The 12,068-nt window shown below is 68.0% G+C and carries 11 protein-coding genes; 4 read left to right on the top strand and 7 right to left on the bottom strand.

The window, feature by feature from the left end:
- Window positions 1–11: 11 nt before the first annotated feature.
- The 7 genes from AC3EGR_RS13740 to xseB form a co-directional block, all read right to left on the bottom strand.
- Window positions 12–1,094: a TRAP transporter substrate-binding protein gene (locus AC3EGR_RS13740; RefSeq protein ID WP_488547050.1), complete on the bottom strand. Its 1,083-nt coding sequence runs from the start codon at window positions 1,092–1,094 to the stop codon at window positions 12–14.
- Window positions 1,095–1,272: 178 nt separating this feature from the next.
- Window positions 1,273–2,352: a TRAP transporter substrate-binding protein gene (locus tag AC3EGR_RS13735; protein ID WP_488547049.1), complete on the bottom strand. Its 1,080-nt coding sequence runs from the start codon at window positions 2,350–2,352 to the stop codon at window positions 1,273–1,275.
- A 220-nt stretch (window positions 2,353–2,572) separates the two neighbouring features.
- On the bottom strand, window positions 2,573–3,652 hold the full coding sequence (locus tag AC3EGR_RS13730; RefSeq protein ID WP_488547048.1) for a TRAP transporter substrate-binding protein: 1,080 nt from the start codon (window positions 3,650–3,652) through the stop codon (window positions 2,573–2,575).
- Between the two features lie 195 nt (window positions 3,653–3,847).
- Window positions 3,848–4,927 (bottom strand): TRAP transporter substrate-binding protein, encoded by a 1,080-nt coding sequence (locus AC3EGR_RS13725; protein ID WP_488547047.1) that lies wholly within the window; start codon window positions 4,925–4,927, stop codon window positions 3,848–3,850.
- Window positions 4,928–5,119: 192 nt separating this feature from the next.
- Window positions 5,120–7,006 carry a 1-deoxy-D-xylulose-5-phosphate synthase gene (gene dxs, locus AC3EGR_RS13720; protein ID WP_488547046.1) on the bottom strand — a complete coding sequence of 629 codons (1,887 nt, stop codon included), beginning with the start codon at window positions 7,004–7,006 and terminating at the stop codon, window positions 5,120–5,122.
- Window positions 7,007–7,849, bottom strand: coding sequence for a polyprenyl synthetase family protein (locus tag AC3EGR_RS13715; RefSeq protein WP_488547045.1), 843 nt, complete (start codon window positions 7,847–7,849; stop codon window positions 7,007–7,009).
- 137 nt (window positions 7,850–7,986) lie between these two features.
- The gene (gene xseB, locus AC3EGR_RS13710; RefSeq protein ID WP_488547044.1) at window positions 7,987–8,214 is read right to left on the bottom strand and encodes an exodeoxyribonuclease VII small subunit; all 228 of its coding nucleotides are present in this window, start codon (window positions 8,212–8,214) and stop codon (window positions 7,987–7,989) included.
- A gap of 138 nt (window positions 8,215–8,352) precedes the next feature.
- On the opposite strand from xseB, the gene AC3EGR_RS13705 reads away from it, so the two are divergent.
- From AC3EGR_RS13705 to AC3EGR_RS13690, 4 genes are all read left to right on the top strand, one after another.
- A complete protein-coding gene (locus AC3EGR_RS13705; protein ID WP_488547043.1) occupies window positions 8,353–9,501 on the top strand; it encodes an aromatic ring-hydroxylating oxygenase subunit alpha in 1,149 nt (382 codons plus the stop codon).
- Entirely contained in the window at window positions 9,502–10,155 is a 654-nt protein-coding gene (gene leuD / locus AC3EGR_RS13700) for a 3-isopropylmalate dehydratase small subunit (RefSeq protein WP_488547042.1), read from the top strand. It begins immediately after the preceding gene.
- Complete coding sequence (locus AC3EGR_RS13695; RefSeq protein ID WP_488547041.1) at window positions 10,155–11,054, top strand: DMT family transporter; 900 nt, start codon at window positions 10,155–10,157, stop codon at window positions 11,052–11,054. Before leuD ends, AC3EGR_RS13695 begins: the two co-directional genes overlap by 1 nt.
- A gap of 90 nt (window positions 11,055–11,144) precedes the next feature.
- Entirely contained in the window at window positions 11,145–12,032 is an 888-nt protein-coding gene (locus tag AC3EGR_RS13690; RefSeq protein ID WP_488547040.1) for a sulfurtransferase, read from the top strand.
- The last annotated feature ends 36 nt before the right edge of the window (window positions 12,033–12,068 follow it).

Here is a 12,068-nt window from a genome sequence, read left to right as displayed (position 1 = left end):
TCATGCCGTCCTCAGCCCTTCACGGTCGTCATGTAGCTGGAGTAGCGGTACTCGGAGAAGCGCTCCCACAGCAGCTGGTCGCGCTGGAAGGCGCGCATGTCCTGGTGGATCTTCTTGAATTCCGCGGACTTGGCCTCGTGCTCGGCGAACACTTCCATGGACGCCTTGTAGCCGGCGTCCATGATCTCCTTGGAGAAGGGCTTGAGCTGCGTCTTGGCCGCGACCAGGCGCTTGAGCGCGGTGGGGTTCACCGCGTCGTACTTGGAGGTCATGTCGCGGGCCGCCACGTTGCAGGCCGCTTCCAGGATCGCCTTGTTCTCGGCCGACAGCGCGTCGTAGGCCTTGGTGTTGACGAAGAACTCCAGCTCGGCGCCGCCTTCCCACCAGCCGGGGTAGTAGTAGAAGGGGGCGACCTTGTTGAAGCCCAGCTTCTCGTCGTCGTAGGGGCCGACGAACTCGGTGGCGTCCAGCGTGCCCTTCTCCAGCGCGGAGTAGACGTCGCCGGCCGGCATGTTCTGCGGCACCACGCCCAGCTTGGCCATCGCCTCGCCGAACAGGCCGCCGCCCATGCGCATCTTCAGGCCCTTGAGGTCGGCGACGGTCTTGATCTCCTTGCGGTACCAGCCGCCCATCTGGGTGCCGGTGTTGCCCGCGGAGAAGGAGCGCATGTTGTACTTGGCATAGAACGCGTCCATCAGCTTGCGCCCGTTGCCGTGTTCCATCCAGGAGTCCATCTGGCGCGCGGTCAGGCCGAAAGGCACGGCGCAGCCGAAGGCGAAGATGGAGTCCTTGCCGGTGAAGTAGTAGGGCGCGGTCTGGCCCATCTCCAGCGAACCCTGCTGCAGCGCGTCGACGTTGCCGAAGGCGGGCATCAGCTCGCCGCCCGCGTGCACGGAGATCTCGAACTTGCCGCCCGACAGGGCCTTGACGGTTTCGGACATCTTGACGGCGCTGCCGAAGATGGTGTCCAGCGACTTGGGGAAGCTGGAAGAGAGGCGCCAGCGCACGGCGGCTTGCGCGTGCACGGCGGGGGCGATGCCCGATGCGAGCACGCCGGCGATGCCGGCGCGCTTCAGGGCGGAGCGACGGTCCATGTAGAGGGTCTCCTGGTGTTCGGACGAGTTTCCGGTTGTGCGGCCGATGATGGTACCGAACGGCGCACCAAGCTTGCAGAAGGCTGGCACCAGCATGGGGCGGCGTGTGGGCAGCGGCGCCGTCCTTAAGAAAAAAGCCGCACTGTGTGCGGCTTTGTGCATGAGGAGAAGTGCGCCCCTAGAGCTTTTGCGACTGCATGAAGCGGTCGAAGGTCGCCTCGGTGAAGCGGAACCACAGGTTCTGCTCGGCGCGGAACCTGGCGAAGTCCGTGTACACCTTCTTCCAGTTCTCGTTCCTGGCCGACAGCTCGCCGTAGAGGTCCATCGAGGACTTGTAGGCGGCGGCCATCACGTCGGCCGGGAAGGGCCGCAGCTTCGCACCCGCGCCCACCAGCTGCTTGAGCGCGGTCGGGTTGCGCGCGTCATACTTGGCCTGCATGTCCACGTGCGCGTAGGTTGCGGCGGCTTCCACGATCGCCTTGTTCTCGGGCGAGAGCGCGTCGTAGGCCTTCTGGTTCACGTACAGGTCCAGCTGCAGGGCGCCTTCCCACCAGCCGGGATAGTAGTAGAAGGGAGCGACCTTGTGCAGGCCCAGCTTCTGGTCGTCGTACGGGCCGATCCACTCGGCCGCGTCGATGGTGCCCTTCTCCAGCGCGGGATAGATGTCGCCGCCGGGAATGTTCTGCGGCACGCCGCCCAGCCGCTCGAGCACGCGGCCGGCGAAGCCGCCGATGCGGAACTTCAGGCCCTTGAGGTCGGCGACGCTCTTGATCTCCTTGCGCACCCAGCCGCCCATCTGCGCGCCGGTGTTGCCGCAGGCGAAGCTGATGATGTTGTACTTGGCGTAGAACTCGCGCATCAGCTTCAGGCCGTTGCCCTCGAAGGTCCAGGCGCTCATCTGCCGGCTGTTCAGGCCGAAGGGAATGGCGCCGCCGATCGCGAAGGTCTCGTCCTTGCCGAAGAAGTAGTACGGGGCGGTGTGCGCGGCTTCGATGGAGCCCTGCTGCACGCTGTCGACCACCCCGAAGGCGGGCATGAGCTCGCCGGCCGCATGCACCGAGACCTCGAACTTGCCGCCCGAGAGCTGGCGCACCTTCTGGGCGAACACCTCGGCACCGCCGTAGATGGTGTCCAGCGACTTGGGGAAGCTGGAGGCCAGGCGCCAGCGGACGGCGGCCTGCGCATGCACGGCGGGGGCGGCGCCCGCGGCCAGGACACCGGCGATGCCGGCGGACTTGATGAGGGAACGGCGGTCCATGGAGTGGTCTCTCGTGGGTGGGACGCGCCCATGATCGACCCACACGCCGGGGCAAGCCTTGCACCTCGCTGGCGGGGGGACCCCGGGTTTGCCCGCATGCGGCACGCGAACCAATGGATGCCGTTCCCGGGCGGGGGACCGCAGGGCTTTCCCAAAAAGAAAAAGCGCCGCGGTTGCGGCGCCTTTCCCCGGATCCCCGGCTGCGCGGGGGCGACGGCGATTACAGCTTCTGCGACTGCATGAAGCGGTCGAAGGTCGCTTCGGTGAAGCGGAACCACAGGTTCTGCTCCGCGCGGAACCTGGCGTAGTCCGCGTAGATCTTCTTCCAGTCCTCGTTCTTGGCATTGAGCTCGTCGTACACCGCCATCGACTGCTTGAAGGCCTCGGACAGGATCTCGTTGGAGAACGGACGCAGCTTGGAGCCTGCCGCCACCAGCTGCTTGAGGGCCGCGGGGTTGCGCGCGTCGTAGCGCGCCTGCATGGCGATGTGCGCTTCGGCCGCGGCCGCTTCCACGATCGCCTTGTTCTCGGAGGACAGGGCGTCGAAGGCCTTCTGGTTGATGAAGAAGTCCAGCTGCGGGCCGCCTTCCCACCAGCCCGGGTAGTAGTAGTAGGGCGCGACCTTGTTGAAGCCCAGTTTCAGGTCGTCGTACGGACCCACCCACTCGGCGGCGTCGATCGTGCCCTTTTCCAGCGCGGGATAGATCTCGCCGCCCGGGATGTTCTGCGGCACGCCGCCCATGCGCTCCAGCACCTTGCCGGCGAAGCCGCCGATGCGCATCTTCAGGCCCTTGATGTCCTTGACGGTCTTGATCTCCTTGCGGTACCAGCCGCCCATCTGCGAGCCGGTGTTGCCGCCCGGGAAGTTGAGGAAGCCGAACTTGGCATAGAACTCGCGCATCAGCTTCAGGCCGTTGCCCTCGTACATCCACGCCGTCATCTGCCGGCTGTTCAGGCCGAAGGGGATGGCGCAACCGAGCGCGAAGCACTCGTTCTTGCCGAAGAAGTAGTAAGGCGCGGTGTGGGCCGCCTCGATCGAGCCCTGCTGCACGCCGTCGACCACGCCGAAGGCCGGCATCAGTTCGCCGGCCGCATGCACGGACACCTCGAACTTGCCGCCGGACATGGCCTTGACCTTGGCCGCGAACACTTCGGCGGCGCCGAAGATCGTCTCCAGCGACTTGGGAAAGGACGAAGCCAGGCGCCAGCGGATGGCGGTCTGCGCATGCACCGCCGGCGCGATGCCGGTGGCCAGCACTCCCGCGATGCCGGCCTGCTGCAGAAGGGAACGACGGTCCATGGAATGAAACTCCTCTCGGGTCAGACGTTATGTTTGCTTTTCCCCTCGCGCCCCAACTTTCGTGTCGGTTTTCGAGGGTCGCTCATTCTAGAAATGACAGGTTTGTGTCAGCCCGGGGTTTTCCCTTGCGAAACAACAACGCCCGCGGTGCGCGTGCACCGCGGGCGTGCGTTGCAGGCAATGCGTGCGCGTCGCCTAGAGCTTCTGCGTCTGCATGAAGCGGTCGAAGGTCATCTCTGTGAAGCGGAACCAGAGGTTCGCTTCGCTGCGGAAGCGCGCGTAGTCCGCGAAGATCTTCTTCCAGTCCTCGTTCTTCGCGCCGATCTCCTCGTACAGGGCGGTCGACTCCTTGAAGGCGAGGTTCATCACGTCGTTGCTGAAGGGACGCAGCTTGGTGCCGGCGGCCACCAGCTGCTTCAACGCGGTGGGGTTGCGTGCGTCGTAGCGCGCCTGCACGAAGATGTGCGCGTCGGAGGCGGCCGATTCGACGATCGCCTTGTTCTCCGCCGACAGCGCGTTGAAGGCCTTGTCGTTGACGAAGACGTCCAGCTCGGGCCCGCCTTCCCACCAGCCCGGGTAGTAGTAGTAGGGCGCGACCTTGTTGAAGCCCAGTTTCAGGTCGTCGTACGGCCCCACCCACTCGGCGGCGTCGATGGTGCCCTTTTCCAGCGCCGGATAGATCTCGCCGCCGGGGATGTTCTGCGGCACCCCGCCCATGCGCTCCACCACCTTGCCGGCAAAGCCGCCGACCCGGAACTTCAGGCCCTTGAAGTCCGCGACGCTCTTGATCTCCTTGCGGTACCAGCCGCCCATCTGCGCGCCGGTGTTGCCCGCCGGGAAGCTGATGATGTTGTACTTGGCGTAGAACTCGCGCATCAGCTTCAGGCCGTTGCCCTCGTGCATCCACGCCGTCATCTGCCGGCTGTTCAGTCCGAAGGGAATGGCGCAGCCCAGGGCGAACACTTCGCTCTTGCCGAAGAAGTAGTAGGGCGCGGTGTGCGCCGCTTCCACCGAGCCTTGCTGCACGCCGTCGACCACGCCGAAGGCCGGCATGATCTCGCCGGCGGCATGGGTGGAGATCTCGAACTTGCCGCCCGACATGGCCTTCACGCGCGCGGCGAAGACCTCGGCACCGCCATAGAGCGTGTCGAGCGACTTCGGGAAGCTGGAGGCCAGCCGCCATCGGATCGCCGGCTGCGCGTGCACGGCGGGCGCGATGCCGCTCGCGAGCACCCCCGCGAGTCCTGCGTTGCGGATCAGGGAACGACGGTCCATGGCGGTCTCCTAGTTGAGGCGACCATTCTGGATTTGACAGCTTTCTGTCAAGAACGGGTTTTCCCGGGAGGGGTGGCCTCCGTGGGGGGATCGGCGGGGTTCGCCTGGCGGCTCACCTGCCGGCGGCGCGCCGCCGCCGCCCTACGAGGCGGGCATCCGGGGCGGGACTGAATCCCGCCGATCGGCGTCCGCTCAGCCCACCACCTTCAGGCTCGGCCCCGGCCGCTCCAGCAGCGCCCCGAAGCGCGCCTGGATCGCCGCCTCGATCCCTGCCGCATCCAGCCCCTGCATCGCCAGCAGCCTGGCCGGATCGCCGTGCGGCGCGTACTCGTCGCGCAGGCCCAGTTGCAGCACGGGCTTGAGGATCCCGGCCGCATTGAGCGCCTCGGTGACGGCGCTGCCCGCGCCGCCCATGACGGCGCCCTCTTCCACCGTGACCAGCGCGTCGTGCGACGCTGCCAGCTGCAGCAGCAGTTCCTGGTCCAGCGGCTTGGCCCAGCGCATGTTGGCCACGCTCAGGTCCAGCTTCTCCGCCGCCTGCAGCGCCGGATACAGCAGGGTGCCGAAGGCGAGCACGGCGACGCGGCGGCCCTGGCGGCGCAGTTCGCCCTTGCCGAAAGGCAGCGGCTGCAGGCCCGGTTCCACCGCCACGCCGGCACCCGCGCCGCGCGGATAGCGAACGGCCACCGGATGGTCCTGCTGGTAGGCGGTCGTGAGCAGCTTGCGCGTCTCGTTCTCGTCGGCCGGGCAGGCGATGCTCATGTTCGGAATGCAGCGCAGGTAGGCGATGTCGTAGGCGCCCGCGTGGGTGGGGCCGTCGGCACCGACCAGGCCGGCACGGTCCAGCGCGAACACCACCGGCAGGTTCTGCAGCGCCACGTCGTGGATCAGCTGGTCGTAGGCGCGCTGCAGGAAGGTCGAATAGATCGCGACCACCGGCTTGAGGCCTTCGCAGGCCAGGCCCGCGGCGAAGGTCACCGCATGCTGTTCGGCGATGCCGACGTCGTGGTAGCGGTGCGGGAACAGCTTGTGGAACTCCACCATGCCGGAGCCTTCGCGCATCGCGGGCGTGATGCCCACGAGCCGCTGGTCCTGCGCGGCCATGTCGCACAGCCACTGGCCGAACACCTGGGTGAAGGTCGGCTTGGCCGTCGCGGCGGGCTTGACCAGGCCGACGGCGGGATCGAACTTGCCCGGCCCGTGGTAGGCCACCGGGTCGGCTTCGGCCAGCTTGTAGCCCTGCCCCTTTTTCGTCACGACGTGCAGGAACTGCGGACCCTTGAGCTGGCGGATGTTCTCCAGCGTGGGGACCAGCGACTCCAGGTCGTGGCCGTCGATGGGGCCGATGTAGTTGAAGCCGAACTTCTCGAACAGGGTGGCGGGCACCACCATGCCCTTGGCATGCTCCTCGAAGCGCTTGGCCAGCTCGAACAGGGGCGGCGCGACGTGCAGCACCTTCTTGCCGATGTCCTTGGCCGCCGTGTAGAAGCGCCCGCTCATGAGCTGCGCGAGGTAGCGGTTCAAGGCGCCCACCGGCGGGCTGATCGACATGTCGTTGTCGTTCAGGATCACCAGCACGTCGGTGTCCAGGACCCCGCCGTTGTTCAGGGCCTCGAACGCCATGCCCGCGCTCATCGCACCGTCGCCGATCACGGCGATGCAGCTGCGTTGCTCGCCCTTCTGCTTGGCCGCCACCGCCATGCCCAGCGCCGCGGAGATGCTGGTGGACGAATGCGCCGTGCCGAAGGTGTCGTATTCGCTCTCGGCGCGCTGCGGGAAGCCGGCGAGCCCACCGAGCTGGCGCAGCGTCGCCATGCGGTCGCGCCGGCCCGTGAGGATCTTGTGCGGATAGGTCTGGTGGCCCACGTCCCAGACGATGCGGTCCCAGGGCGTGTTGAAGACGTAATGCAGCGCGATGGTGAGTTCCACCGTTCCCAGGTTGGAACTGAGGTGGCCGCCCGTGCGCGCCACCGATTCGAGCACATAGGCCCGCAGCTCGTCGGCCAGCAGCGGCAGTTGCGCGCGCGGCAGGCGCCGCAGGTCGGCGGGGTCGTTGATCGTTTCCAGCAGCGTTGCCATCTAGTTGTCCCTGTGCACCACCATCTCGGCCAGTGCCAGCAGCGCCTGCGTGTCGGCGAGGCCGGTGGTGGCGAGCGCGGTGCGGGCCTGCGCCAGCAATTCGCGGGCGTAGCCGCGCGCGCGCTCCAGGCCGAGCAAGGACACGTAGGTGGGCTTGTCGTGCAGCGCGTCCTTGCCGGCCGTCTTGCCAAGGGTAGCGGAATCCGCCGTCACATCGAGGATGTCGTCCACGACCTGGAACGCCAGGCCCATGGCGCGGCCATATTCCTCCAATCCGCGCTGCGCCTGTGGCGCGGCCTCGCCACAGGCGGCGCCCATCATCACGCTGGCCTGCAGCAGGGCGCCGGTCTTGAGGCGGTGCATCTGGCGCAATTCGTCCTCGCTGAGCGACTTGCCCACCGCCGCCAGGTCGATCGCCTGGCCGCCCGCCATGCCCGCGTGGCCCGCGGCCTGCGCGAGCAGGCGGCACAGGCGCGCCTGGGTCCGGTCCGGGATGCCCACGCCTTCGGGCGCGAGCAGCTCGAAGGCCAGGGCCTGCAGCGCATCGCCCGCGAGCAGCGCCGTGGCCTGGCCGTAGGCGACGTGCACGGTGGGCTTGCCCCGGCGCAGCACGTCGTTGTCCATGCACGGCATGTCGTCGTGCACCAGCGAGTAGGCGTGGATCAGCTCCACCGCGCAGGCGGCGCGCAAGGCGGCCTCGAGGTTGCCGCCCACGGCCTCCGCCGCACCCAGCACCAGCAGCGGCCGCAGCCGCTTGCCGCCATCGAGCACGGCGTAGCGCATGGCTTCGCCCAGCTGCGCCGGCGCCTTGAAAGGCACCCAAGCCGACAGCGCCTGCTCCACGCGATCGAGTCGTTGCGCCGACCAGTCCTTGAGGGAAAACGCAGCAGCCTCCCCCGGGCCCGGACGCTGCGTGTCACTCCCGTCCCCCCTGCGCAGGTGGAGGGGGCCCGCGCCTTCGGGCGGCCGTGCGGCGCGGGTCACTCGCTGGCCCAGGGCTTGAGCACGCCGGCGTCGAGCACCTTGATCTGCTCTTCGACGGCCTGCAGCTTCTCGCGGCAGAACTTGAGCAGTTCCGCGCCGCGTTCGTAGCCGGCGAGCAATTGCTCCAGCGGCAACTGGCCGGATTCGATCAATCCGGTGAGCTGGTCGAGCTCTTCCATGGCCGCTTCATAGCTGGCAGGGGGTTTGAAGGGCGGCTTGGTCATCGATGGCGTTCAGATCAACAGTGGATTTTAGGCGAGGCCACCCCATCTGAAGGCGGGGGGTAGAATCCCCCTCCCTTTCTGTCGCGCTCCCCAGCGTGGCCCTGCCCCTTCATAGGGGGAGTCTTCAGGTCAGGTGAAATGTCTGATTTAAGTCTTCAGCTCCAGCAGGCCGCAAGCCAACTTCCCGTTACCAGTTACTTCGATCCGGCACTCTTCGCGCGGGAGCAGGAGCTCATCTTCCAGCACGGTCCCCGGTACGTGGGGCATGCGCTGGCCGTCCCGGAACTGGGCAGCTACCACGCGCTGCCGCACGAAGGCGAAGGCCGCGTGCTGCTGCGCACGCGCAACGGCATCGAGCTGATCTCCAACGTCTGCCGGCACCGGCAGGCGGTGATCCTGCGCGGCCGCGGCTTCGTCAACGAGCAGGCGTCCTCGGGAGGGAACATCGTGTGCCCTCTACACCGTTGGACCTACAGCGGCGGCACCGGCGGCAAGGCCGGCACGCTGCTGGGCGCGCCGCACTTCGCGACCGATCCCTGCCTGAACCTGAACAACTACCGCCTGCAGGAGTGGAACGGCCTGGTGTTCGAAGCCGGTAACGGCTTCGACGTGAACCGCGCCCTGGGCCAGCTCGGGCCCCGGGGCGACCTGGACTTCTCCGGCTACGTGTACGACCGCACCGAACTGCACGAGGTCGACTACAACTGGAAGACCTTCATCGAGGTCTACCTGGAGGACTACCACGTCGGTCCCTTCCACCCGGGCCTGGGCAACTTCGTGACCTGCGAGGACCTGCGCTGGGAGTTCGGCAAGAACTATTCGGTGCAGACCGTGGGCGTGGCGGGCAAGCTCGGCAAGCCCGGCTCCGCCATCTACCGCGAGTGGCACGAGCAGGTGCTGCGCTACCAGGACGGCAGGATGCCCAAGCACGGCGCGGTGTGGCTGACGCTGTACCCCAACGTCATGGTGGAGTGGTACCCCAACGTGCTGGTGGTCTCCACGCTCGTTCCCAAGGGCCCGCAGAAGACGCTCAACGTGGTGGAGTTCTTCTACCCCGAGGAGATCCAGGCCTTCGAGCGCGACTTCGTCGAAGCCCAGCAGGCGGCCTACATGGAGACCTGCGTCGAGGACGACGAGATCGCCCTGCGCATGGATGCCGGGCGCAAGGCCCTGTACGAGCGCGGCGACAACGAGGTCGGCCCTTACCAGAGCCCCATGGAAGACGGCATGCAGCACTTCCACGAGTGGTACCGCGACGCGATGGGCCCGCAGCCTTCGCTGCCCTGAGTGCCCTCCTTCCCCGGCGGCCGGCACGGGGGCACGGTGGTGCCCCTGGACCGGCCCAACGTCGACACGGACGCGATCTTTCCCAAGCAGTACGGCCGCTCGACCGCCAGCAGCGGCTACGGGCCCGTGCTGTTCGACAACTGGCGCTACCTGGACCCCGGCGACCTGGACAGCGACCATGCGCGGCGCCGGCCCGATCCCGCCTTCGTGCTCAACGCGCCGGCGCTGCAGGGCGCCACCGTGCTGCTCGCGGGCGAGAACTTCGGCTGCGGTTCCAGCCGCGAGCATGCCGTGTGGGCGCTGCGTGACTACGGCTTTCGCGCGGTGCTCGCGCCCAGCTTCGGCGACATCTTCCGCCAGAACTGCGCGCTCAACGGCGTTGCGCCCATCGTGCTCGCAAGCGATGCCGTGCGGCGCCTGTTCACGCTGGCGCAGGCGGGCGTGCTCCAGGTCACGATCGACGTGATCGCCGGCACCGTGGCCGCAGGACCCGAGCTGTTCCCCTTCGAACTCACCCCGCGCCAGCGCCTGCTGCTCACGCAGGACCTGGACTGGATAGGCGCGACGCTCGCGCAGCGTGAGCGCATCGCCGCGTTCGAGGCGCTGCGGCTCGCGCGGCAGCCCTGGCTGGACAAGTTCTTCCCGGAGTCCTGATGCAGGCTTTGTGGATGCTGGCCGCGTCTCTCTTCTTCGCGACCATGGCGGTCTGCATCAAGATCGCCTCGGCCTGGTTCAATCCCTCGGAGCTGGTGTTCTGGCGGGGACTGATCGGCATGGTGCTGATGGCCGCGTGGGCGCGTTCGCGCGGCACGTCGCTGGGCACGGACTATCCCTTCATGCATGCGTGGCGCAGCCTCGTGGGCGTGCTGTCGCTGGGCGCCTGGTTCTACGCCATCGCCGGCCTGCCGCTGGCCACCGCCATGACGCTCAACTACATGAGCAGCGTGTGGATCGCGGCCTTTCTCGTGGGCGGTGCGCTGGTCGCATGGAATCCGCGCACGGATGGCGGCCTGCCCGCGCGGCAGGGTCCCCTGGCGCTGACGGTGCTGGCCGGTTTCGCCGGCGTGGTGCTGATGCTGCGACCCACCATCGAGCAGCACCAGGTGTTCGCGGGACTGGTGGGCCTGCTGTCAGGCCTGCTCTCCGCCTTTGCCTACCTGCAGGTCATGGCGCTCGGCCGCATCGGCGAGCCCGAGGTCCGCACGGTCTTCTACTTCGCCGCCGGCTCCATGGTCGCCGGCGCCCTGGGCATGCTGGTCACGGGCGTGTCCCCCTGGGACTGGCGCCACGCGGCCTGGCTGCCGCCCATGGCGCTGCTCGCCTCGCTGGGACAGTGGTGCATGACGCGCGCCTACAGCCACGGGGCGACGCTGCTGGTGGCCAACCTGCAGTACTCCGGCATCGTCTTCGGCGCGCTGTACAGCCTGGTGCTGTTCGGCGACAGCATTCCGCTGGCCGGCTGGCTGGGCATGGGGCTGATCTGCGCCAGCGGCATCGCCGGGACCGTGCTGCGGGTGCGCGCGGCGCCGGATGCGCTGGGCGAAGAGCACTAGCGACCACGTCCCGGGCGCGGGAGGCCGCGCGGCGGGCGGAAAGTCGTGACAAACTCTCCGACGCGAAACGCCCCACCCAACGCCGAATCCATGTACACCACGCTCATCTCCGTCCGCCAGCTGATGGACCTGCAGGCCGCGAAGGCCCGCCTCATGGTCTTCGACTGCAGCTTCGACCTCATGGACACGACGATCGGGGAGAAGCAGTACCTGCAGGCGCACATCCCCGGCGCCGTCCACGCCCACCTGGACACGGCGCTCAGCGACAAGGGATCGCTGGACGCCAGCGGCGAGGCCGGGCCGCACGCAGGCGCCGCCTCGGGGGGCCGGCATCCGCTGCCGCGGCGCGAGAAGTTCGCGATGTGGCTGTCCAGCGTGGGCTTCGCCAACGACATGCAGGCGGTCGTGTACGACCGCAACGGCGCCAACTACTGCGGGCGCCTGTGGTGGATGCTCAAGTGGGCCGGCCACGACGGCGTGGCCATCCTCGACGGCGGCCTGCAGGCCTGGCAGGCGGAGGGCGGCGAAGTGCGACCGGGCCTGGAGCCTTCGCACTTCCAGAGCAACTTCGAGCTGGGCCCGCCCTTGCGCCGCCTGGTGACGATCGACGAAGTGCGCGCGCAGCTCGGGCAGCGCACGCAGACCCTGGTCGACGCACGCGCGGCGCAGCGCTATCGCGGCGAGGTGGAACCGCTGGATCCGGTGGCAGGGCACATCCCGGGCGCGCTGAACCGGCCGTTCGCGCAGAACATCGGCGCGGACGGACGTTTCAAGAACGCACAGCAGCTGCGCGCCGAATTCGACGCGCTGCTGGCCGGCCGCGATCCGCAGACCGTGGTCCACCAGTGCGGCAGCGGCGTGAGCGCCGTGCCCAACCTGGTCGCGATGGAGATCGCCGGCTACGGGCCGACCGGCCTGTACGCGGGCAGCTTCAGCGAATGGAGCCGCACGCCGGGGCTGCCGGTCGACAAGGGCTGAACAGGAGCGCCCATGAAAAATGCCGGGACGCGCCCG

The sequence above is a fragment of the Ramlibacter sp. G4-7 genome, from assembly GCF_057784995.1.
This window is presented reverse-complemented; position numbering and strand designations above follow the sequence as displayed.